Source organism: Paenarthrobacter sp. NPDC018779 (assembly GCF_044391085.1).
Taxonomy (GTDB): Bacteria; Actinomycetota; Actinomycetes; order Actinomycetales; family Micrococcaceae; genus Arthrobacter.
Genome location: NZ_JBIRZS010000006.1, coordinates 128,929 through 150,986, shown reverse-complemented (window position 1 = coordinate 150,986; position 22,058 = coordinate 128,929). Strand labels below are relative to the sequence as shown.

Genomic DNA, 22,058 nt, shown 5'->3' with positions numbered 1-22,058 from the left:
CCCGCGCCGCTGCCAGGCGCACCCTGAAAGGCCATCCCATGAAAAACTCCACCCTCCGCCGTACCCTGTCCGCAACCGCCGTGGCCGGTGGCACCGCTGCCCTGATGATGGCGGGGCTCGCCGGAGCATCCGCCCATGTTGGCGCCACGCCGGACAAGACCGCTGCCAACTCCTACGCACTGGTGACCTTTGGCATCCCGCACGGTTGCGACACCTCCGCCACCACCAAGGTCACCATCAACCTGCCGCAGGAACTGACGGACGCCCAGCCCACGGTCAACCCCAACTGGACGGTGGAGAAGGTCACCGAAACCCTCCCGGAACCCAAGAAGCTCGACGACGGCACATCCATCACCAAGCGGACCAGCCAGATCGTCTACACGGCCAAGACTCCCTTGGATCCGCACCTGCGCGACGCTTTGGTCCTTTCCGTGAAGTTGCCGGACGCTGCCGGCAAGACCATCTACTTCCCCACGCTGCAGACGTGCGAGCAGGGACAGACGGACTGGTCGGAAATCCCCAAGGATGGCCAGAACGAGCACGACCTGAAGTCTCCGGCTCCGTCGGTTGCGATCACCGCCGCCGACGCGTCGGGCGATCACCACGCGGCTGCCACAGTGTCCACGGAGCAGGCGTCCTCCGTGACTGATGATGGCTCCACGGCCCGCAGCTGGGCTGGCATGCTGGCCGGAATTGCCGGCCTGGTCCTGGGCGCGGCGGCGTTCTTCAGCCGGTCCAAGGCGTCCAAGTAACTGGCCAGGCGCCCGGAAGATTACGATCCGGGCGCCAATCCGCCGCCCCGGCCGTGGCTCGATTGACTCGTGCCACGGCCGCGGCAAGGCTGGTGCCCATGTGGACTCAGCGCATCAAAACCGGACTTTTAACGACGACGGCGGCCGCGTCACTGCTGCTTATTGCCGCCTGTGGACCCAGCCCCAGCCCTGCGGGAACCAGCAGCGCCCCGCCTACGTCATCTTCGCCGTCGGCATCCTCTTCGGCCAGCGCCTCGGCCGCTCCTTCGGCTTCCGCTTCGCCGTCGGCGCCGGCAACCTCCGCAGCACCCGCAGGTCCGGGGTTGTGCAAGGCGGCCTCGCTCACGGCCACCACGGACTCCACCGGCGGCGGCGCAGCAGGCAGCATCTACGAGAAGCTGATCCTGACCAACTCCGGTTCGGCCACGTGCACGCTCGAAGGCTTCGCTGGGGTCTCCCTGACGGCCGATGCCAACGGGGCACCGATCGGCGAACCCGCAACGCGTGAGACAACCACGCCCGTCACCAAGATCGAGCTGGCACCGGGCAAGGCGGCGTGGGCCGAACTCCGGTACACCCAGGCCGGGAACTACGGCGACTGCACCAAGGTGGCGGCGGCCGGCTACCGGATCTACCCGCCGGAAGACACGGCGTCCCTGTTCGTCGCCGAACCCCACGATGCTTGCAGCAACGCGGGCATCAAGCTCCTGAGCATCACCGCCTTCCAGGCAGTCTGACCTCCACCCCACGGCCCGGGCATGATCTGGCGTTCATACGGCCGGACCTTATTCTGTCCGTGCCGTGGGGCATGATGGAGGAATGCAGGAGCAGCAGGCGTCTTCCGGCGCCATCAGCCGTTTCAGCCAGGCAACCAGGGAATGGTTCCTCGGCGCATTCAACGTGCCCACGCCTGCCCAGGACGGTGCATGGAACGCGATCTCCTCCGGCTCCCATGCCCTGGTGGTGGCTCCGACCGGCTCGGGCAAAACGCTCGCGGCCTTCCTCTGGGCTTTGGATCGTCTGCATTCAACACCCACGGACACCTTGCCCGGCTTGGAAGAGGTCCCCGCAGGCAAGCGGCCCCGGAAGCCGAAAACCAAGACGCGCGTCCTGTACATCTCGCCCCTGAAGGCACTGGGCGTGGACGTGGAACGCAACCTCCGCTCCCCGCTGATCGGCATCACGCAAACCGCCAAGCGTTTGGGGCTGCCGGCTCCCCTCGTAACGGTGGGCGTCCGCTCCGGGGATACGACGGCGGCAGATCGCCGCACGCTGTTGACCAATCCGCCGGACATCCTCATCACCACCCCGGAGTCCCTCTTCCTCATGCTGACCTCCCGTGCCCGGGAAACGTTGAGCGAAGTGGACACCATCATCATTGACGAGGTCCACGCCGTGGCCGGCACCAAGCGTGGCGCCCACCTCGCAGTGTCTTTGGAGCGGCTCGACGCGCTGCTGCCCAAGCCGGCGCAGCGCATCGGGCTTTCGGCAACGGTGCAGCCCCGTGAACTCGTTGCGCAGTTCCTGGCCGGCCAGGCTCCCGTGGAGATCGTGGCTCCGCCGTCCAAGAAAAACTGGAACCTCACCGTCACCGTCCCTGTGGAGGACATGTCGGACCTGCAGGGCGCTTCGGGGGCTTTCGATTCCGGCCCCGCCTCAGGGCTGCAGCCGCAGGCCTCCATTTGGCCGCATGTGGAGGAACAGATCGTGGATCTCGTCCTTTCAAAGCAATCCACCATCGTGTTTGCCAATTCCCGTCGCCTCTCCGAGCGCTTGACCGCCCGGCTCAACGAGATCTACGCGGAGCGGCAGTTGATGGCTGAGGCGGGGTCCGCCTGGGACGAGTCTCCCGGGCAAGGCGGTTCGGACCATTGGGACACAGCGCCGGATCCCGCAGCCGTCGCATCGCCGGGCGGTTCCTCCGCCAAGTCCCCCACGTCCACGGCCACCCCGGCCCACATGATGGCCCAAGCCGGAAGCACCACCGGAGCAGACCCGGTCCTGGCGCGCGCCCACCACGGCTCCGTCTCCAAGGACCAACGTGCCCTGATCGAGGACGACCTGAAATCCGGCAGGCTACGCTGCGTCGTCGCTACGTCCTCGCTTGAACTGGGCATCGACATGGGCGCCGTGGACCTGGTCATCCAAGTGGAGTCACCGCCGTCCGTCGCCAGCGGCCTGCAACGCGTGGGCCGCGCGGGACACCAAGTGGGTGAGATCTCCGAAGGCGTCCTCTTCCCGAAGCATCGGGCGGACCTGCTGCACACCAGCGTCACCGTGGAGCGCATGCTCAGCGGTCAGATTGAGCGGCTCAGCATCCCCACCAATCCCCTGGATATTTTGGCGCAACAGACCGTGGCAGCCACGGCGTTGGGCAGCATCGACGTGGAAGAGTGGTTCAGCACAGTCCGCCGGTCCGCGCCCTTTGCCAGCCTGCCGCGCTCAGCGTTCGAGGCCACGCTGGATCTCTTGGCCGGCAGGTACCCCTCGGATGAATTCGCCGAGCTCCGGCCGCGCATCGTGTGGGACAGGCATGCCGGAACCATCGAAGGAAGGCCTGGATCCCAGCGTCTGGCTGTCACCTCCGGCGGAACTATCCCGGACAGGGGGCTGTTCGGCGTCTACATCATCGGTACGGAGGTCGAGGGAACGGGCCCTTCCGGCGGGGGCGACGGCGATGGTCCCAGCAGCTCGGCGAGGGCGGCCAAGGGAGGCCGTCGGGTCGGCGAACTCGATGAGGAAATGGTCTACGAGTCGCGCGTTGGTGATATCTTCGCGCTGGGTGCCACCAGCTGGAAAATCGAGGACATCACCCATGACCGTGTGCTGGTCTCCCCCGCCTTCGGCCAGCCCGGGAAACTTCCCTTTTGGAAAGGCGACTCGCTGGGCCGGCCGGTGGACCTTGGCCGGGCACTCGGTGCTTTCATCAGGGAGCTCTCCGCCGCCGACCCTGCTCCGGCAATGGAACGGTGCCAGGCCAGCGGCTTGGATGCGTTCGCGGCCAACAACCTGATCCAGTACCTGGACGAGCAGAAGCAGGCCACGGAAGTCGTCCCGAGCGACCGCACCCTGGTAGTCGAACGCTTCCATGATGAACTGGGCGACTGGCGGGTGGTCCTGCACAGTCCCTTCGGCATGCCGGTCCACGCACCCTGGGCCCTCGCTGTGGGCCAGCGCCTCCAGCAACGTTATGGCCTGGACGGCTCGGCCATGGCGGCGGACGACGGAATCGTGCTCCGCGTCCCCATGATGGAAGACGAACCGCCCGGCGCGGAACTTTTCCTGTTCGACCCCGAAGAGCTCGAACAGATCGTTACCGCCGAGGTTGGCGGCAGCGCCCTGTTCGCTTCCCGCTTCCGCGAATGCGCTGCCCGGGCCCTGCTGCTGCCGCGGCAGAACCCCACCAAGCGCCAACCTTTATGGCAGCAGCGCCAACGCTCGGCGCAGTTGCTGGACGTGGCCAAGAAGTACCCGGCGTTTCCCATCGTTCTTGAAACGGTGCGGGAATGCCTGCAGGATGTCTATGACCTGCCTGCGTTGAAGGACATCGCCGCGTCCGTTGAGCGTCGCGAACTCCGGATCGTCCAGACCACCACCCAACAGCCTTCCCCCTTCGCCAAGTCCTTGTTGTTCGGTTATGTGGCCCAGTTCCTCTATGAAGGCGATTCGCCCCTTGCCGAGCGCCGGGCCGCAGCGCTTGCCCTGGATTCCACGCTCCTTAACGAGCTCCTGGGACGCGTGGAACTGCGCGAACTCCTGGACGCCAAGGTCATCGACACCACGGAACGCGAACTGCAACGGCTGGTACCCGACCGCCGCGTCAAGGGCATGGAAGGCGTGGCGGACCTGCTGCGGTTGCTGGGCCCCCTTGCCGTGGATGAAGTGGCCGAGCGCTTGCACGCCCCGGACCAGCCCTCCATTGACCAGGATGCGCCCACCTCCGCAACCACTGCCGAGGCCGGATCCCATCTCCAGGCACTCCAGAAAGCCAACCGCGCACTCAAGGTGACCATTGGCGGCGTCGAACGTTTTGCTGCCGTGGAGGACGCCGCCCGGTTGCGCGACGCCATCGGGGTGCCCTTGCCGATGGGTGTGCCGCTGGCGTTCATCGAGCCGGTGAACGATCCGCTGGGTGATCTTGTCTCTCGGTACGCCCGCACTCATGGGCCGTTCACGGCGGCGGAAGCCGCAACGCGCCTGGGCCTCGGGGTTGCCGTCGTCAATACCGCCCTGAAACGGCTCGCCGCCGACGGGCGCGTGGTGGAAGGCGAATTCCGTCCGCACGCCACCGCACCCGAAACGCAGGCACCCGATCCGGACGTCATCAGTCTTGAGGCTCCCCCGTCCAGCGAATGGTGTGATTCCGAGGTCCTTCGGAAACTCCGGCGCCGGTCCCTGGCGGCGCTCAGGGCAGAGGTGGAACCCGTCGATGCCGCGGCCTACGGGCGTTTCCTTCCTGCGTGGCAAAACGTCACGGCGCCTGGAAAGTCACGCAGCCAAGCGCTCCGCGGGCTGGATGGCATCATCACGGCCGTGGACCAGTTGTCAGGTGTTCCCGTTCCGGCCTCGGCGTGGGAACCGTTGGTCCTCGCAAGCCGTGTGGCCGACTACAAACCCGCCATGCTGGACGAACTCATGGCAGCCGGCGAACTCCTGTGGTCCGGCGCCGGATCCCTGCCCGGCAACGACGGGTGGATCAGCCTGCACGTTGCCGATTCCGCCGAGCTCACGCTCAACCCGTCGCCGGAGTTTGAACCCGGTGACGCGCAGCAACGCCTGCTGGACTATCTGGGCGCGGGCGGCGGCTACTTCTTCCGGCAACTCACGGAGGTTGCCGGTGGCATGGATGCCGTGCTGAGCGACGACGCCGTGGTTTCCGCTCTCTGGGACCTCGTCTGGGCGGGGAGGGTTACCGGGGACACCTTTGCCCCCGTGCGCGCCATGATAGCCGGTGGGCGGACGGCCCATCGCCAAGTGGCCAAGGCACCCCGGGCCAGGGCGCCGCGCATGAGCCGACTCGGCCGCCACGGTGCGGGCCTCCTTGGATCACCCGGACTGACCGGTGGCCGCTATGGATCAGTGGCAGCCCAGGCACCCACGCCGCCGCTCGCCGTCGGACGCTGGTCAGCGCTGCCACTGCCGGAACTGGACCCGACCATCCACGCCCGCGGCACAGCCGAGCTTCTCCTGGACCGCTACGGCGTGGTTACGCGGGGTTCGGTCATGGCAGAGAACATCCTGGGCGGCTTCGGCCTCATGTACAAGGTGCTCGCGCGGCTGGAGGAAGCCGGTCGCTGCCGCCGCGGGTACTTCATTGAGCATCTCGGCGCAGCCCAGTTCGCAGTGCCCGCCACCGTTGACCGGCTGCGCTCCTTCACCGAGGACGCCCGCATCGCCCAGCCAGACCCGTCGGCGCTGGCCCTCGCGGCAACCGACCCCGCGAATCCTTACGGAGCCGCTCTTCCCTGGCCGTCGGTGGCCGGCGAGGCCGGCTCGGGACACCGGCCGGGACGGAAAGCAGGTGCGTTGGTGGTGATGGTCGACGGCGCGTTGGTCCTTTACGTCGAACGCGGCGGTAAGACCCTGCTCACCTTCAGCCACGACGACGCCGCCCTCACCGTGGCTGCCGAGGCACTGGTGGGCGTGGTTCGTCGAGGCGCCGTGGACAAGCTGTTCATGGAGAAGGTCAACGGGCACGACCTCCTGGAAACACCTATCGCCGCTGCCCTCGCCGCAGCCGGCGCCTACTCGACGCCGAAGGGATTGCGGATCCGTGCCTGAGGGAGATTCCGTTTGGCGCGCCGCCCATAAGCTCCATGAGGCCCTTGCCGGCCAGGTGATCACGGCCTCGGATTTCCGCGTGCCGCGCTTCGCCACGCTGAACCTTGCCGGCTGGACCATGACCGAGGTTGTGCCGCGCGGAAAACATTTGCTGATGCGCCTGGTGGGTCCGGAGGACACAGAACCTGGGGCCAGCCGGAAACCACGTGCCCTCACCATTCATTCACATTTGAAGATGGAGGGTTCGTGGATGGTCTACGCACCGGGCGGCCGGTGGACCAGGCCCGGGCACACAGCCCGTTGCGTGCTGCGGACAGCGGTGGCCGATGCGGTGGGATTCTCGCTGGGCATCCTCGAGGTTGTGCCAACCGGTGAGGAAGACAGGATTGTAGGCCACCTAGGACCGGACCTTCTTGGGCCGGACTGGGACGAAGCAGAGGCCTTGCGGCGGCTCCAGGCTGAACCGGAGGTTCCCATCGGCTATGCCCTGCTGAATCAGCGCAACCTCGCCGGGATCGGGAACATCTACCGCTGCGATTCCTGTTTCCTGTCCGGCGTGCACCCTGCCCTGCCGGTTGGGCAAGTCCCGGATCTGGCGACGATCGTCCGCGACGCCAAGCGGCTTCTGGGCGAGAACCTCGGTCCCGGACGGCGCTCCACGCTGGGTCCGCGCGCCATGCGTCCGGGCTACTGGGTCTACGGAAGAACGCGCCAGCCGTGCAGGCGATGCGGAACACCCATCGAGTACGGCCTGCTGGGGTCACCGACTGGCACCGAGGAACGCGATATCTATTTCTGTCCCAGATGCCAGCCGAAGCCAGCCGCTAGGCAGCTGGGGTGACCTGCGCAGGCTCGGCGTGTTCCGGCGTCGTGCGCTGTTCCGGAACCATGAAGCGCGGCAGCAACAACTGGACAATCGGACCGATCGCCAAGGCGTAGACCACCGTGCCCACGCCGACGGAGCCACCCAGCAGCCAGCCCACCGCCAGGACCACAACCTCGATTCCGGTGCGCACCAGTCGAACGGACCAGCCCGTCCGCCGCACCAGCCCGGTCATCAGGCCGTCCCGCGCACCTGGGCCCAGCCGGGCCCCGATGTAGCAGGCAGAAGCAATCCCGTTGAGGATCACGGCCCCGGCCAGCATGGCAATCTGGCCACCGAGGTGCGAGAACGCGGGAATCAGCCAAAGGCCCAGGTCGGCGAACAAGCCAACCAGAACGGCGTTCGCAAGGGTTCCGATGCCGGGCATTTGCCGCAGCGGAATCCAGAGCAGCAGCACCAGGAAACTGACGGCGATAACCACGATCCCAATGCTGAAGCCGGTCTTCTGGGACACACCCTGGTGGAACACGTCCCACGGGTCCAGGCCGAGTCCGGCACGGATGAACATGGCAAGGGAAATGCCGTACATCGCGAGGCCGATCAGGAGTTGGGTGATTCTTCGGGTCATCATGAATCCATCATCGCCAAAAACTGGCCTTGTATTCCATAGCCAGTTTGAAATACTGGACTGGTGTCAGGCTCACTGAATCCCACCGCGCTCACCCGCCTCCTCAGCTCCTGGAACTCCGGCGCCCTGCCCGCCTACCGGGAGCTGGCCGACGTCGTGCGTTTACTGGTGATGGACGGACGAATCCCGCTGGACGTCGCGCTGCCGAGCGAAAGGGCGTTGGCCCAAACTCTGGGCCTGAGCAGGACCACGGTGACGGCTGCGTACTCCACCTTGCGGGAGCAGGGTTTCCTGACGGCGGGCCAAGGCAGCCGGGGCAGAACCTGCATTCCGCACCGCAGCTCGCCCGTGACCATGCCAGGGCTGGCAGCGCCGGAGGGACTGCTGGACCTGGCGTACGCCTCACTGCCGGCAGCGGGCGAGGTAGTGCACCGCGCCTTCGCAGATGCCCTGACCGAACTCCCCGCCCTCCTGCCCGGCTTTGGTTATGACGCAATGGGCGTGCCCGCGCTGCGGCAGGCCATCGCGGACAGGTACACGGCCGAGGGCGTTCCCACCACGGCCCAGCAGATCCTGGTGACGTCCGGGGCGCAGCACGCGTTGAACATTGTCCTGAAGACCTTGGCAGGGAAACAGGACAAAGTCTTGGTGGAACACCCTTCCTACCCAAACGCCCTGGACGCCATCCGGGCCATCGGGTGCCGCCCGCTTCCGGTGGCGATGCCGGCCGCCGGAGCCCCGGTGGGCTGGGACATCGATGCCATGGTGGCTGCCATGAACCAGCAGCGTCCGGCCATGGCCTACCTCGTCCCGGACTTCCATAACCCCACCGGCCGCATCATGTCCGACCTTCAGCGGCGCCGCCTGGCGCGGGCCGCAGCTTTGGCCGGGACGGTCCTGGTGGTGGATGAGACGCTGCGGGGGTTGAACCTCGACGGCGTCACTGCTGCGCCGATGGCATCCTTCAGTTCCGCGGTGGTCTCCATCGGGTCGCTGAGCAAGTCCCACTGGGCCGGCCTCCGCACAGGATGGATCCGCGCTGAGGAGTCGGTCATCAACCGCCTGGTGACAACCAGGACCACCATGGACCTGGGCGGTCCAATCGTGGAGCAACTGGCCGCAGCCCGCCTGGTGGGTGCCTACTCCGAGCCGATGGACGCCCGACTGGCCGAGCTCCGGCAGAACCGGTCAGCTTTGATGGAATTGCTGGCAGGGCATCTTCCCGAGTGGGAGGTGGAACGGCCCCGGGGTGGACTTAGCGCCTGGTGCCGGCTGCCCGGTCCGAGCAGCACGGCCCTGACGGTCCTGGCCCCGGATTTCGGTGTCCGCTTGGCCGCAGGGCCGCGGTTTGGGGTGGGCGGCGCGTTCGAGCATTACCTGCGCGTTCCCTACACCTTGCCGCCGGAATCCCTGGAGGTGGCAGTCCGCGCACTCCGGGCTGCGCAAGACAAGCTCGACGCGTCACCTCAGCTCAGGAGAAGCCTCAAATCCGAGCGCCCCGCCACGGCCGCCGTCGCCTGACCACCCCGCCGCCCGCCCCCCAGCCGCCCAACCACCCAACTGATATGTAGGTTGGGGTGTCAATATCAGTTGGGGGCCACGCGCGCGGCCGAGCCCATGCGCTGCTTGGCCGTGTTGCTGCCGGAACCGACAGGAACATGCGAGGTTGCCTTGGCCAAGCCGAACGAGGGCATGCCGTTGTACACCACTTCAATCCCGGATGCGGGCACCTGGTACGTTTCGTGCCACACCCCGATGTCACCGCTGCCCGCGATCTCCTTCATGAACTTCCGCCACGGACCCAAGTGCGGCGATTCCCTGTCCGCAGCGAATTTCCGCAAATGTTCAGGACTCTCCCAGTAGCTGAGCATGATGGTGGTCCGGCCAAACCATTGTTCACTCCCCAGCAGGCCTGCCTCGGGATTCCGGGCCAAGTGCTGCATCATCACGGGCATCGCCGATGCTACCTTCGCAACGCGGCCCGTCTTCCACCAGCGGTTGGCCCGCATTCCGATGAGGAAAACCGTGATGTTGTCCCGGCCGATGTCAGCGGTGAAACGTCCAGGGAAGATCTCCTGTGCCATGTCAGTCCTTCGGTAATTGTTCCTGGTCCGTAGTTTCATAACGGCGTTATGAAACAATGTTATGAAACACTTGTAGGCATGGCAAGACCCATCGTTCACGACCACGCCGTTCACCAACGGCTACTGGAAGTCACCGCGGAGCTCGTGGACCGCGAAGGCCCCGCACGGGTGACACTCAGGGATGTGGCGGCAGCCGCGAACACGTCCACGACGGCGATCTACTCCCTCTTCGGCGGAAAAGCGCAACTCTTGACTGCCGCCGTCGACGACGGCTTCCGCTCCTTCGGCGAGTCCCAGCGCGACGCCTCGAAGGACGGCCTCCTTGGTCTTGGCCGCGCCTACCGGGGCTGGGCCCTGGAACATCCCGCGTTGTACCGGCTCATGTTCAGCGGCGCCCTGGCGGCGTACATCGATTGCAGCCCGACGCCGGAAGTCGCCTCGGCGTCCATGGCACCCCTGGTGGAGGCGGTCACCTCCGCGCAGCAAGCGGGCAGGCTTAAACAGGACAACCCCCAAACGGTCGCGATGGCCATTTGGGGGCAGGTCCATGGGCTGGTGAGCCTGGAACTGGCGCAGATGAACGAACCCGGCACGGACTGGGCGGCCATCTACGAGGCAGCACTTGAAGGAGTCACCCGGGCCTGGGCAGCTTAGCGCAAACCGGGCAAGGACTTCCTAGGCGTACACGTTCTCCAGGAACGCGCCCCAGGCCTTTGCGGTGAGCTCGGAGTCCCCGGAGCAGCTGAAATCATGGACCGTCATGCCTACGGGAGCTCCAAAAGCGTTGCGGCCAAAGAAGCGGAACAGGGTGTCGTCCGTGCGCAGGCCAAGGAAGTTTTCATTGGCGAAGTCCACCTCGCCGCGCAACCGCCCCACGCCTTCCACGTCCACGTCGAACGCCGAACCTGCCGGCAATCCCTCTACGCCGAGCGCGTTCTTCAACCGCCGGAATCCGTCCGCGGCCTGCGACGAGCCCGGGCCCTGGATGTCGGTGAAGACCACCGGCCGGCCGTCGAAGTGCTCCAAATACTGGCCGAGCGTGTGCAGGTAGAACTCCGTGTGCTTGCTGGCGCCGTCGTACTGTTCGTCCCAGTTATCGGCAAAGATCCCACTGTGGACGTAGTGCAGCTTGGCGCGGCCACCTTCCACCGGCTCCAAGACGTGCTCCAACTGATTGAACCAACCGTCAGGCCCATCCATTCGGGTCACGAGGTGGCCGGGGAACTCATCGACGGTCCGGACGGCCGGCCACTGGTCTGTGGGGAACATCCACGCCGGGGTGTCCACGGTAACGGCCTGCCACACCCGCTCCGGAGTTCCGGGCAGCTCGGTATCGGCCACGATTTCGAATTCACGGTTATTTGCCATTGTCCTGGTCCTTTTCTGTCGGAATGTCACTGCCTGCTGAGACTTCAATTGAGGTGTTCTTGAGTGCGGGATGAAGCACGACGACGAGCCGGTGCTTGCGCGCGCCGCCCGCCACGGCGGACGCGCCGCCGTCGTGGTATTTGTCCACGAGCTGCGTCACCGCAACGCCGAGTTCTTCCGCGAAGGCGGCCCGGTCCGCAGCCGAGCGGAAGGTGATCTCGCCGTCGATCGCGAAGCTGGCCAGCTTCTTCTTCGCCGCAGCGGCGCCGGAAATAAGCTTTCCCATTTCCTGCACCGTTCGCGAGGCGAGCGAGAGGAGCCAAAAAGCCGAGAACCTGTCCGCAAAACGCCGCGGATCCGGCGCAACGGAGGCCAGGGCCACCGGCGAAATGAGGTAGGAAGCCGCCGTCGCCCGGAGAACGCGCTCCGTGACGTTGCCCTTGCGCCGCTCCTCCACCAACTCCACCAGGCCGTGCTGCTCAAGGGCCTTGAGGTGGTAGTTCACCTTCTGGCGCGGCATGCCCACCTTGGCGGCGAGCTGCGTTGCCGACGCCGGTTGGGCCAGCTCCTGCAGGATGCGCGTGCGGATCGGGTCCAGCGAAACCTCCGCCGCGGCCGGGTCCTCGATCACTTCGATGTCCAACATGCTTCAAGTATGGTTACCGACAACTTTTTTTGTCAAGAACTTTTTTATGTTCGGAGCATTGCGAGGCCTGCTCTACATCCCCACCGCCTCCCTAACTTCGCAAGCTCAGCCAGGGAACCCTGGCGGTGTGGGCCCTGGCATCGGTATAGCGCGCAAAGCGGGCCCTGCAACGGGACAAAGTAGACGTGCAGAGCGGGCCCTGCAACGGGACAAAGTAGAATTGTCCGGTGATGCAATCCCCCCTCCCCGTGCGCGACGGCGTCAACGCCACCCGCCTCCGCCTTCCGGATGAGGGACCGTGGGACACGGCGATGGACTACATGATGCATCGCTGGGGGCACATCGATCCGCAGGGAATCGAGGACCGCTTCGACGCCGGCGAGATTGTGGGCGAAGGCGGCGTGCCGCTCACGCGGACCACCAAGCTGGAGGACCACACCTTCATTTGGTACTACCGCACGCTCCCACCGGAAACCCGCCTGCCCGTCGAAATCTCCATCCTCCACCAGGACGAGCACATCCTGGTGGTGGACAAACCCCACTTCCTGCCCACAACCCCGGGCGGCACGTACATCCAGGAATCGGCCCTGGTCCGGCTGCGCAACCTCCTGAACCTGCCGGACCTCATTCCCATGCACCGCCTTGACCGCATGACCGCCGGAATCCTCCTGCTCTCCACCAACCCGGAGACGCGCGGCAAGTACCAGGTGCTGTTCGAGAAGCGCCAGGTCCAGAAGGAATACGAGTGCGTGTCCGCCGCGACGCCGGCGCCGGGCTATCCCGCCGTCGAGTTCCCTGCCGTGGTCCGGAACCGCATGACCAAGTCGCGCAGCTACCTCCTTGCGGAGGTAACCGACGGTGAGCCGAATGCCGAGACGCGCATCGAGCAAGTAAAAACGTTCGACGGCGGTGCGGAGCCGCGTGCGCTGTACCGGCTGGAACCCCACACCGGGAAAACCCACCAGCTCCGCGTACACATGGCCTCACTCGGCCTGGGAATCGTCAACGACGCCTTCTACCCGGACCTCTTGGACAAAGCACCGGACGACTACGCCAAACCGCTCCAACTCCTGGCCCGCGGCATCCGTTTTGTGGACCCCATCAGCAGGAAACCCGTGGAATACCGGAGCCAGCTCACGCTCAGCGAAGCCCACCCCTCCTAAGCAACGCGGGGTCAGATATGGCCCATGTTGGCCTCCACATGGGGCCAAAAGTGACCCCGCGTTGCGTCAGCGGCCGAAGACGGCGCGGAAAACCGCCGTCGTATCCTCCGAAAACAGCACGAACTCCACCAGGTCCAAAGGGCTACCGTTGGCAGCGCCCCGGGCACCTGACACCGAAAAGGCCGTGACGGCGTCATGCGCCACCTCGGCAACCTCGCGGGCGTCCCAACCGTAAATTCCGGCGCTGATAGCGGGAAACGCTACGCTCCGGGCGCCAAGTTCCCCTGCCACGGCCAGGCTTTCGCGGAAGCACGAGGCCAAGAGCTCCGGATCGGTTTGTCCGGCATGCCGGTTCGGCCCCACGGTGTGGACCACCCACCGCGCGGGGAGCCGGAAACCCGGCGTCCCGACGGCGTCACCCACCGGAAGCCCGTCCGGCAGTTGGGTGCGGCGCAGCTCACGGCACGCCTCCAGGAGTTCAGGCCCGGCGGCCCTGTGGATGGCTCCGTCCACTCCTCCTCCACCGAGCAACGAAGAGTTGGCGGCATTGACGATTGCGTCGACGCCGCGCATGGTCAGGTCCCCGTGCATGATCTCGATCCGCATTCCGCCAGTCTTTCGCCGCCCGGGCGCCGCGGCAAGAGCCAGCGGGTGGGGCGGCAAGTGCGGTATTTTGTGCCAATGGACTTCACTTCCCCGGACACGTGGGGATCAGCCATCTACCTGTGGGTGGTCCCCTTTGTGCTGGGTGATGCCGTTTTTCCGCCGATTCCCTCAGAGATGGTGGTGATCACCGGGGGCGCGTTGGCCGCCGAGGGCCACGTCAACTTCTGGCTGATCCTGCTGCTGGCCGCCTTCGCCTCCTGGTTGGGCGACATGGCCGTGTACCTGCTGTTCAAGAGGCGTGTCAGCCACGTGCTGGACCGGTGGTCGTGGGGCCGCAAAGTGCACCTGGCCATCCACGAAACCATCGCCAAAGCCGGGCGTTCCTCCGCCTATGGCGCGATCATCGGCGCACGGTTCGTTCCCGGTGGCAGGCTAGCCACCTCCGCGGCATCAGGCATCGCCAATGTCTCGGTCCGCGGCTTCAGCCTGTGCGCCGGACTCGGCGGTGTGCTGTGGGCCTTGTGGCAGGTGGGCTTGGGCTACTTCACCGGCTCCACCACCAAGCTGCCGTTTTGGGCCAGTTCGCTGATCGGCGTGGGTGTGGGCCTGGTGATCGGCGTGGTGGTGGGCGTGATCGTCACCCGGCGCCGCGGCAACCGCTCCCCCGTCGAGGAACCGTTCGACGGCGACGCAGCGCAACCTGACCAGCAGTCCTAGATCGGGGACCAGCGCCCGCGGCTCCGGCGCAGCACGTACAGGCTGCCGGTCAGGGCCACGCGTTCGACGGCGTCACGCATCATGGCAGCCGACGTCCGGGCCTCGTGGTTCTCGCCTGTGTAGTCCCGCGCATCCACCATGAACCGCAGGCTGATCTGTGGGACGCCACCAACAATATCCAACTGGTTCGACTCCACGTGGTGCCTGGTACCCAGGGCTTCCACGGCGGCAGCCATCACGGACTCCGGAGCATTGCCCGGCTTGAGGCCCGTGATTTTCAGCTTGGTTTGGAACGATGGCATCCCACTAGCCTAGCCGTGGCTTAGCCGGTGTTGCGCAAGCCGGCGGCCACACCATTGACGGTGATGAGCATGGCCCGCTGGAGCCGTTCGTCGATCTCGGCTCCGGAGACGGACTCTTCGCGTACGCGGCGGAGGAGTTCCACCTGCAGGTAGCTGATGGGGTCCAGGTACTGGTCACGGATTTCGAGTGAACGCTTGAGCGTTGGCTGGGCGTCGAGGAGCTCGAGTTCTCCCGTGAGCCGCTCCACCTCTGCCACCGTGAGCTCGTATTCGTCGCGGATCATATGGAACAGGCGGTGCAGCTCGCTGGGAACCAGTGAGGAGACGTAGTGACCGGCGATCTCCATGTCTGTCTTGGCCAGCGTCATCTCCACGTTGGAGATCACGGAACGGAAGAAGTGCCAACGGTCCATCATTTCCGTGAGCTGTTCCGTGTTGCCGGCTTCGCGGGCGGCCTTCAGGCCGGAGCCGACGCCGAACCACCCCGGGACGATCTGGCGGGACTGGGTCCAGCCGAAGACCCATGGGATGGCACGCAGGCCGCCCAGTCCGGCACCCGAATCCGGGCGCTTGGACGGGCGCGAACCGATGTTCAGCGAGCCCAGCTGCTCCACGGGGGTGGACGCCAGGAAGTACGCCGGAAGATCCTCGTCGTCGATCAGGGCGCGGTAGCGGACGAAAGCGGCGTCGGAGATGGTCTCCATGACGTTGGCGTACCGCTCACGCTCGTCCTCCGAGGTGCGCGGAGTCCGGTGCAAGGCCGAACCCTGCATCACGGCCGCCAGCGAGAGCTCCAGGTTTTCGCGGGCAAGCTCGGGCAGCGAGTACTTGTCCGAGATGACCTCGCCCTGCTCCGTGAACTTGATCTCGCCCTCGAGCACACCGTTGGGCTGGGCCATGATGGCATCGTAGGTAGGTCCGCCACCACGGCCCACGGACCCGCCGCGGCCGTGGAAAAGGCGCACCCGAACGCCGTGCTTCGCCGCAACATCGCGCAGCTTCCGCTGGGTCTTGTGGATCTCCCACTGGCTGGTCATCACGCCTGATTCCTTGTTGGAATCCGAGTAGCCCAGCATGATTTCCTGGATGTCCCCACGCAACCGGACAAGTTCCCGGTAGGACGGATCGGACAGCAACTGGTCCACGATCTCGGCCGAGGCGCGGAGCTCTTCGACTGTTTCCAGGAGCGGCGCGAAGCCGATCCGGGCATGCGGCTTGGCACCGAACAGATCGATCAGGCCGGCTTCGCGGGCCAGGACGGCCGCGGCAAGAACATCGTCCGCGCCGCGGGTCATGGAAATGATGTACGTTTCCACCACGTCCGGACCGTAGGTGTTCAGTGCCTGGCGAATGCTGCGGAAGACGTCGTACGTGCCATCTGCGGTGCCATCGAGCTTGATGGGGTGGCCGGACAGCGGACGGCGGGAAGCCAGCTCCGCGCCCAGGAACTCGAAGCGTTCCTCGCGGGTCAGCGAGGCGTACGGCTTTTCGGTGCCCAGCCTGTCAACGAGCTGGCCCACGGCGTCGTGGTGGTAATCCGCGTGCTCACGGATGTCCAAGGTGGCGAGGTGCAGGCCGAAAGCCGCGAGTGCCCGCCGCACGCGTGCCAGCGCGCCATCGGCCACCAGTCCGGCGGCGTGGTTCCGCAACGACGATTCGAGCAAGCCGAATTCGGCAAGAAGCTCCGAGGTGGTGGCGTAATCGCGGCCCGGTTCGTGGTGGGTGGAGGCCGAAATACGTCGACCGGTGTTGATGAGCTTGGCCTTGATGCACGTGAGCTTAAGCCGGTAGGGCTCCTGCGCATTGAGTTCCAGGACCCGCTTGTCCAGGCCCGGAAGTTTCTTCAGGTCCACCTCGATGGAGTCCAGGAGTTCCTGGTCCGCTCCGAACAGCGCCGTGGAGTTGGACAGGACGGAAATCAGCTCATCGATCAGGGCAATGCCAATACGCACTGCGTTCTGGTTTTGCAGCTGCAGGATCTCCCGGGTCACGGCGGCCGTGACGTTCGGGTTGCCATCGCGGTCGCCACCGATCCAGGAGCCAAAGCGAAGCGGGGCCGCGGCGGACGGGAGCTTCACGCCATGTTCGCCAAGGAGTTCCGCAAGGTCGGTCAGCATTTCCGGCATGGCGTCCGTGAGGATGCTGTTCAGGTAGTAGATGGCGTTGCGGGCCTCATCCACCGGGGTGGGCCGCACCTGCCGCAGCTCATCGGTCTGCCACATCTGGTCGATGATTTCGGACAACTGCCGGTCCTGGCGGCGGCGGGCAGACGTACCCTCCAGCGTCGGCTGGGCCAGGACGTCGGAGAGCTTGCGGATCTTGTCCAGCACCGAACGACGCGATGCCTCGGTGGGGTGGGCCGTAAAGATCGGGCGGACATCGAGCTCGTTGACCACGTCCTGGAGCACCTCGGGGCCGGCCTGGCCCGCGATTTCGGAGACGGCCTTGGCGAGCCAGCCGTCCTTCTCCTGGCGGGTACGGAGACCGCGCACGCGGTGCACCTGCTCGGCAGCATTGCTCAGGTGGAAGTAGAACGCGAAGGCACGGACCAGGTCGGTCGCCTGCTCGAGTGGCAGGGAGGCGAGAAGCTCGCGGACCTGGGCTACGACGTCGTGCGCGCTCCACGGACCGGTTGCGTCGGCGCCGCCACGCGCAGCCTCTTTGGATTCCTTGGTCAGCAACCGGACCTGCTCCACCAGCTGCAGCAAATCCGGGCCGTGCTGCCGGACCAGGGACTCGCCCAGCAGGGTGGAAACCCGGCGTACGTCGGCGCGAAGTTCCGCAGCGAGATCGGTGTCTTGAGGGGCAGTGTGAACCATAGATACTTACCTTCGGGATGTGGTTTGGCTCGTACACTGCGCTGGATACTGTGAGCCCTATTACTTATGTTTCCCAAGGGATATTACCCGCAGCGGCTTGGGCCGCGGGAATGTGTCTCAGATTCTGGCATGGTCCGGGCTACACATTCGGTTACTCTGCCCAAGCCTCTTTCAAGACATCCCAGTGGGCGCCTTCCATGAGGCTCGCCGGCGTCACGGACACGGATTGGGCCCCGCCCCGGGCGGCTTCCTTGAGCGCGATCCCAAACGTCTCGGCTGAAATAATCCCGTCGTTCGCCCATAGGCCGAGTGACAGCGACATCCGGGAACCTGCCCGACGGTTCATGGCGCGCACCAGTTCCTCCGTTCTGGGGGCCCGCTCATCATTGAGGCCTACGTACTGCCACACATGCAACCGGTCCACTTGCTTGAGCAGAAGATCGTAGTCATGCCCGCTCTCGGCCCGGTCCCCGGTAGCGGACTTCTTGGGGCTCCGCACGTCCGTTTCGGCCTTGACGCCATACGGCTCGACGGCGGCACCCACCTTCCGGGCGATGTCCGCCACAGCTTCGCTGCGCCACGTCCTGATATGGGCATCCGCAGTGTCGATGCTGCCGTTGGCCAGCCGGGGCCAATCCGCTTGGCCGGTGGTGGCCTTGTAGTCCTGCAGGTCATCGGGACCGAAAGTGAAATCGTCGAACATCAACTCCGTCAGGTCCACGGCTGTGGGGTGGTACTTCTTCGCAACCTCGGCAGCCAAGGCAACCAGCCGGGCACCGGCCTCACCGTTCCGCAGGGCCGCAACGCCGGCAAAACTTGTGGACGCGCGGCCATGGACATCGCGGCCTGCCAATGACGGATCCTCGCGGAGAGCCCGGTCCAGGAGGACATCGATGGTCAGCACAATGTCCCGTTGTTCTCCGTCAGCCGAGGTCCCCACGGCTTTGATGGCCTCGGCAACGTAATCACGTCCGGTGGCCGACACCTCGCCTGAGAAGGATCCCGGCCGGCCGGCCCATGGAAAGGCTGTCCAGTCCGTGCGTCCCACGGATAGCGAGACCGCCGTGGCATTCACGGAGTCCAGCCGCTTGGCCAGCTGGGGAAGATGCTGCGGATCCTTGGTGACGATGTCCTCGAAGCCAAGGTTGACCATCCGATCGCTGGGTCGGGAACCACCACCTGCCGGTGACGCCACCATAATCACTGTGGACGCAGTTGCTGTGGCAACCATGATCGCGAAGGACAAGATGACCTGTTTCATGCGAGGGACTCCCTTACCGATTCACTGTCCAGTGCGGTCACCGAAACCACACCTGTGCGTTGGAGCTTGTTCCACCGGGCCGGGCTGCCGCGCAGTTCCTTGACGATCGCGCTGGCCAAGGCAAGTCCTACGAATACCGAGTAGAAGGGCCAGAGCGGTACCGTCCACAGGAACCGGAGATCCCTCCAGGAACGGTTGAGGCCGATGGAAAAGACGATCAGGACGAAGGACACGAAGAGGCCCAACCACCCCAGGATGGCGAGCACTTCCCACGGAATGGGTCCCCTGCCTGCCGCGTAGAGAAACGGCAGGATTCCCAGGATCAACAACTGCAGGATGGGTATCAACACCATGGTGAAGGCGTTGAAAACGAGGAACAGCCCAAACGTCCCGTAGGTAGTTTTACCCAGCATGCCAAAGTGCAAGCGAAGCGTTTGGAGCAGGCCGCGGGACCAACGGACTCTTTGCCGCCACAACCCTCCCACGGTGGAAGGTGATTCGGCATAGACCAGCGCCTTGGGCTGGAAGTTGACCCGGAAGCCGGCTTTGTAGACCCGCCAGGTGAGCTCCAGGTCTTCGCCCAGGGTGTCCTCGTGGAAACCGCCCACGCTGCGTACCAGGTCCGCCCTGAACGCACCGATGTTGCCGGAGACAATGGGAAGGCAGTGCATCAGGGAGAGGGCTCGGCGCACCAGCCCGGTGCCGACGTGGCTAAGCACGGCGAGCATCATGGTTTGCACCCTGTTGAGGTTCACGGGCCGGTCATCGCCGCAGACCGCACCCACTTTGGGGTGGTCGAATCCTGCCAGCATGTGGAGCATGGTGTCCGGCGCGAAGATGCCGTCCGCATCAACGAACATCAGGATGTCGCCCTGCGCCGCCTTGATGCCCGTGTTCAGTGCGGCTCCCTTGCCTGCATTCGCGCGCGATATGAACCTGACGCGATGGTGCTGCCCGGCGAGCGCGGCCATGATCTGTGCCGTGGAGTCGGTGGAGCCGTCGTCCACCAGGATGATTTCCAACCGTGAGTAGCGGCTGCCGAGGATCGATTCCACGCAGTTGGTGATGACCACGGCCTCGTTGTAGCCCGGGACGATCACTGAAACCATCGGCTCGGTGCTGAGGACGGAATACTTGTGCTTCACCGGCCGGGGCCGGTGAACGCGGTTGAAGTAGAGCGCCAGCGGAACGTAGATAATCTTGACGGCACCGAAGCCAAGGATGATCAGTCCGCCAACCTGAACAAAAGCCAGCGCGAGATCGAGGACGGTCACGCGTTCCTTCCCGGCACTTGCCCCTGTGCGTGCAGTCGAAGCACGCTGTCCAGGAGTTCAGGTGCGTGGGCGCTGTTGGCACCGAAGCGGGCATTGACCTCAAGGACCACCGGGGTGCCGTCCGGCATCCGCCTGATGTCGATATCCACGGGACCCTGCAGGCCCAGGGCTTCGACCGCAGAGGCTGCCAGCGTTGCGACGTCCCGGTCCGCGGAGGCTTCGCTGCGCCGGACCGAAACCGCGTTGCCCACGCGCCCTTCTTTGAGCGCGGTCTTCTCCAGGGTCACGACGACGTCTGTCCGGGCGCCCGTCCTGTGGACCACCGGGGCGTATTCAGTACCTGGAGCAAACCGCTGCACAATGCAGGTGTCGTCGGCCATCGCCCAGGCGTGGGCCGCCCGGGCTCCCCCGTCCATCAACCGCTCCAGGAGCTGCACTCCGCGCCCACCGCGTGAAACCCTCGGCTTGACCACGATGGGGCCGCCCAGGACATCCATGGCGTGGTGGACCGATTCGAAACTGCTGGGGAGTCCGAAGGATGGAACGTCAACGCCTGCATTGTGGAGGCAGGTCATGGTGTGGAATTTGTCGTTCGCAGTTCGGACCGGCGCAGCATCGGCCACCACTACCCGGACACCGGGTGCCAGATCGTCCTTGGCCTCGGAGACCAGCACCAGCTCATCGCTGACGGTGGGAACAACCACGTGGACACCGTGTTGGGCGATCAGCCCCCGAAGCTCCCACAAGTAGCCCGGCGCGTCGGACCGGGAAACCCTCGCCACCATATCCGCGGAGCGGGTGTCCACCGTCTGCATGTCCACGCCGAGGACCCAATGTCCACGGTCCATGAGCTGGCGGGCCAGCGAACTGCCCGCGGGACCTCCCACGCCTGTCACCAGGAAACGGACCATCAGAACTCCCCTACGGCTGAGCCAAGCAGGCGGACGGGTTCGAACCCCTCCGCGTACGTGGTTTTCACTTGCGAGCCGCGGAAAGCCGCAAGGCTCCGGACCCTTTCGGCGCTCATGTAGGGCTTGCCGCGCTGGTCCCTGTGCATGGACACTGCATGGATTTTCACGTCCACATACCCCGCAATGTCCACGAACACGCTGGGGTTGAACTGCCGGGTTGCCGACGGGCTCTCGAAGCACAGGATGGACGAGTGACGCCGTGCGGCGCGCATGGTGGCACTGTGTACGGCCTGGTGGTCCTGGTGGTAGTCATGACCAGAGTGCGTCATGACCACATCCGGCTGGAACTCTTTGATGAAGGCTTCGATCGCGTGGACCATTTCCTGCCCGTGCTGGGACAGGTTGGTGTCCTTGAAGTCGTGTACCTGGACCTTGGAGACGCCCATGAACTCAGAACCGGAGGATGCCTCAGACAAACGGGCTGCGCTGTCGCCGCCGCTGCTGCCGGTGCTCATCACCATGGCGCGGACTTCGTGTCCTGCGTCCGCCAGCTTGGCGAGCGTGGCACCGCAGGCCAATTCCAGGTCGTCGGGATGGGCTCCGATGGCCAGAACTCGCCTGGGCTGGGCGGTCATGGCGTGATTTATCCTGAGCGTTGGTGCCACGAGGAAGCCCACCACCAGGGCGGCACCGCACAAGAGCACCACCACTGCGCACCAGCCCAAATGCTCGGGACTAAGGACACAACCCAACAGGGCTGCCATCAGCAGCGCTCCCAACGCCGCGGTGATCCACCGCAGCCGATGCGGCGATCTGAACCTGCGAACGAACCAATTCCGGCCGATTGGGACCAAGGCCAAAACCACAGCAAGCGCGCCGAGCGAGCCTGCTACGGCAAACACCGTTGCCTTCATACTTCCCCT

At 65.4% G+C, this 22,058-nt stretch carries 19 protein-coding genes; 8 read left to right on the top strand and 11 right to left on the bottom strand.

Annotation, left to right across the window (positions count from 1 at the left end; translation table 11 throughout):
- Positions 1-38: 38 nt before the first annotated feature.
- The 4 genes from ACH488_RS09545 to ACH488_RS09530 all read left to right on the top strand — a co-directional run bounded on the left by ACH488_RS09545 (position 39) and on the right by ACH488_RS09530 (position 7,374).
- Complete coding sequence (locus ACH488_RS09545; RefSeq protein ID WP_397323802.1) at positions 39-752, top strand: YcnI family protein; 714 nt, start codon at positions 39-41, stop codon at positions 750-752.
- Positions 753-850: 98 nt separating this feature from the next.
- On the top strand, positions 851-1,489 hold the full coding sequence (locus ACH488_RS09540) for a DUF4232 domain-containing protein (protein WP_397323800.1): 639 nt from the start codon (positions 851-853) through the stop codon (positions 1,487-1,489).
- 82 nt (positions 1,490-1,571) lie between these two features.
- Positions 1,572-6,533, top strand: coding sequence for an ATP-dependent helicase (locus tag ACH488_RS09535; protein WP_397323798.1), 4,962 nt, complete (start codon positions 1,572-1,574; stop codon positions 6,531-6,533).
- Positions 6,526-7,374: a DNA-formamidopyrimidine glycosylase family protein gene (locus ACH488_RS09530; RefSeq protein ID WP_397323797.1), complete on the top strand. Its 849-nt coding sequence runs from the start codon at positions 6,526-6,528 to the stop codon at positions 7,372-7,374. The genes ACH488_RS09535 and ACH488_RS09530 overlap by 8 nt, the downstream gene beginning before the upstream one ends.
- Here the strand turns inward: ACH488_RS09530 and ACH488_RS09525 are convergent.
- Positions 7,358-7,987, bottom strand: coding sequence for a YitT family protein (locus tag ACH488_RS09525; protein ID WP_397323796.1), 630 nt, complete (start codon positions 7,985-7,987; stop codon positions 7,358-7,360). The genes ACH488_RS09530 and ACH488_RS09525 overlap by 17 nt on opposite strands.
- A 60-nt stretch (positions 7,988-8,047) precedes the next feature.
- Between ACH488_RS09525 and ACH488_RS09520 the strand changes: the two genes are divergently transcribed.
- Positions 8,048-9,505, top strand: a complete 1,458-nt coding sequence (locus ACH488_RS09520; protein ID WP_397323795.1) for a PLP-dependent aminotransferase family protein — start codon at positions 8,048-8,050, stop codon at positions 9,503-9,505.
- A gap of 65 nt (positions 9,506-9,570) precedes the next feature.
- On the opposite strand, the gene ACH488_RS09515 is transcribed toward ACH488_RS09520, so the two are convergent.
- A complete protein-coding gene (locus ACH488_RS09515) occupies positions 9,571-10,068 on the bottom strand; it encodes a DUF4188 domain-containing protein (protein ID WP_397323794.1) in 498 nt (165 codons plus the stop codon).
- Between the two features lie 78 nt (positions 10,069-10,146).
- Here ACH488_RS09515 and ACH488_RS09510 point away from each other — a divergent pair, with 78 nt between their 5' ends.
- Positions 10,147-10,722: a TetR-like C-terminal domain-containing protein gene (locus tag ACH488_RS09510; RefSeq protein ID WP_397323793.1), complete on the top strand. Its 576-nt coding sequence runs from the start codon at positions 10,147-10,149 to the stop codon at positions 10,720-10,722.
- Positions 10,723-10,743: 21 nt separating this feature from the next.
- Here ACH488_RS09510 and ACH488_RS09505 read toward each other — a convergent pair whose 3' ends face one another.
- Together ACH488_RS09505 and ACH488_RS09500 are read right to left on the bottom strand one after the other, a co-directional pair.
- The gene (locus ACH488_RS09505) at positions 10,744-11,436 is read right to left on the bottom strand and encodes an SRPBCC domain-containing protein (protein WP_397323792.1); all 693 of its coding nucleotides are present in this window, start codon (positions 11,434-11,436) and stop codon (positions 10,744-10,746) included.
- Complete coding sequence (locus ACH488_RS09500; RefSeq protein WP_397323790.1) at positions 11,426-12,082, bottom strand: ArsR/SmtB family transcription factor; 657 nt, start codon at positions 12,080-12,082, stop codon at positions 11,426-11,428. Before ACH488_RS09500 ends, ACH488_RS09505 begins: the two co-directional genes overlap by 11 nt.
- Positions 12,083-12,312: 230 nt before the next feature.
- On the opposite strand from ACH488_RS09500, the gene ACH488_RS09495 reads away from it, so the two are divergent.
- On the top strand, positions 12,313-13,245 hold the full coding sequence (locus ACH488_RS09495; RefSeq protein ID WP_397323866.1) for a pseudouridine synthase: 933 nt from the start codon (positions 12,313-12,315) through the stop codon (positions 13,243-13,245).
- 66 nt (positions 13,246-13,311) lie between these two features.
- On the opposite strand, the gene ACH488_RS09490 is transcribed toward ACH488_RS09495, so the two are convergent.
- Complete coding sequence (locus tag ACH488_RS09490; protein ID WP_397323788.1) at positions 13,312-13,851, bottom strand: O-acetyl-ADP-ribose deacetylase; 540 nt, start codon at positions 13,849-13,851, stop codon at positions 13,312-13,314.
- A gap of 75 nt (positions 13,852-13,926) precedes the next feature.
- Between ACH488_RS09490 and ACH488_RS09485 the strand changes: the two genes are divergently transcribed.
- Positions 13,927-14,568, top strand: a complete 642-nt coding sequence (locus ACH488_RS09485; protein WP_397323787.1) for a DedA family protein — start codon at positions 13,927-13,929, stop codon at positions 14,566-14,568.
- Here the strand turns inward: ACH488_RS09485 and ACH488_RS09480 are convergent.
- From ACH488_RS09480 to ACH488_RS09455, 6 genes are all read right to left on the bottom strand, one after another.
- Positions 14,565-14,870 (bottom strand): hypothetical protein, encoded by a 306-nt coding sequence (locus tag ACH488_RS09480; protein ID WP_397323785.1) that lies wholly within the window; start codon positions 14,868-14,870, stop codon positions 14,565-14,567. The genes ACH488_RS09485 and ACH488_RS09480 overlap by 4 nt on opposite strands.
- Positions 14,871-14,890: 20 nt before the next feature.
- Complete coding sequence (ppc, locus tag ACH488_RS09475) at positions 14,891-17,689, bottom strand: phosphoenolpyruvate carboxylase (protein WP_397323783.1); 2,799 nt, start codon at positions 17,687-17,689, stop codon at positions 14,891-14,893.
- 151 nt (positions 17,690-17,840) lie between these two features.
- The gene (locus tag ACH488_RS09470) at positions 17,841-18,950 is read right to left on the bottom strand and encodes a hypothetical protein (RefSeq protein ID WP_397323781.1); all 1,110 of its coding nucleotides are present in this window, start codon (positions 18,948-18,950) and stop codon (positions 17,841-17,843) included.
- Positions 18,947-20,224, bottom strand: coding sequence for a glycosyltransferase (locus ACH488_RS09465; protein ID WP_397323780.1), 1,278 nt, complete (start codon positions 20,222-20,224; stop codon positions 18,947-18,949). The genes ACH488_RS09470 and ACH488_RS09465 overlap by 4 nt, the downstream gene beginning before the upstream one ends.
- Positions 20,221-21,135, bottom strand: coding sequence for an ATP-grasp domain-containing protein (locus tag ACH488_RS09460; protein WP_397323778.1), 915 nt, complete (start codon positions 21,133-21,135; stop codon positions 20,221-20,223). Before ACH488_RS09460 ends, ACH488_RS09465 begins: the two co-directional genes overlap by 4 nt.
- Entirely contained in the window at positions 21,135-22,049 is a 915-nt protein-coding gene (locus ACH488_RS09455; protein ID WP_397323776.1) for a PIG-L deacetylase family protein, read from the bottom strand. Before ACH488_RS09455 ends, ACH488_RS09460 begins: the two co-directional genes overlap by 1 nt.
- Positions 22,050-22,058: the final 9 nt, after the last annotated feature.

Bases quoted from the DNA above. Each gene is read 5' to 3' on its own strand.
- ppc (WP_397323783.1), bottom strand. From the start codon at position 17,689: ATGGTTCACACTGCCCCTCAAGACACCGATCTCGCTGCGGAACTTCGC.
- ACH488_RS09500 (WP_397323790.1), bottom strand. From the start codon at position 12,082: ATGTTGGACATCGAAGTGATCGAGGACCCGGCCGCGGCGGAGGTTTCG.
- ACH488_RS09525 (WP_397323796.1), bottom strand. From the start codon at position 7,987: ATGATGACCCGAAGAATCACCCAACTCCTGATCGGCCTCGCGATGTAC.
- ACH488_RS09480 (WP_397323785.1), bottom strand. From the start codon at position 14,870: ATGCCATCGTTCCAAACCAAGCTGAAAATCACGGGCCTCAAGCCGGGC.
- ACH488_RS09485 (WP_397323787.1), top strand. From the start codon at position 13,927: ATGGACTTCACTTCCCCGGACACGTGGGGATCAGCCATCTACCTGTGG.
- ACH488_RS09455 (WP_397323776.1), bottom strand. From the start codon at position 22,049: ATGAAGGCAACGGTGTTTGCCGTAGCAGGCTCGCTCGGCGCGCTTGCT.
- ACH488_RS09505 (WP_397323792.1), bottom strand. From the start codon at position 11,436: ATGGCAAATAACCGTGAATTCGAAATCGTGGCCGATACCGAGCTGCCC.
- ACH488_RS09460 (WP_397323778.1), bottom strand. From the start codon at position 21,135: ATGGTCCGTTTCCTGGTGACAGGCGTGGGAGGTCCCGCGGGCAGTTCG.
- ACH488_RS09540 (WP_397323800.1), top strand. From the start codon at position 851: ATGTGGACTCAGCGCATCAAAACCGGACTTTTAACGACGACGGCGGCC.
- ACH488_RS09535 (WP_397323798.1), top strand. From the start codon at position 1,572: ATGCAGGAGCAGCAGGCGTCTTCCGGCGCCATCAGCCGTTTCAGCCAG.
- ACH488_RS09510 (WP_397323793.1), top strand. From the start codon at position 10,147: ATGGCAAGACCCATCGTTCACGACCACGCCGTTCACCAACGGCTACTG.
- ACH488_RS09545 (WP_397323802.1), top strand. From the start codon at position 39: ATGAAAAACTCCACCCTCCGCCGTACCCTGTCCGCAACCGCCGTGGCC.
- ACH488_RS09470 (WP_397323781.1), bottom strand. From the start codon at position 18,950: ATGAAACAGGTCATCTTGTCCTTCGCGATCATGGTTGCCACAGCAACT.
- ACH488_RS09515 (WP_397323794.1), bottom strand. From the start codon at position 10,068: ATGGCACAGGAGATCTTCCCTGGACGTTTCACCGCTGACATCGGCCGG.
- ACH488_RS09495 (WP_397323866.1), top strand. From the start codon at position 12,313: ATGCAATCCCCCCTCCCCGTGCGCGACGGCGTCAACGCCACCCGCCTC.
- ACH488_RS09490 (WP_397323788.1), bottom strand. From the start codon at position 13,851: ATGCGGATCGAGATCATGCACGGGGACCTGACCATGCGCGGCGTCGAC.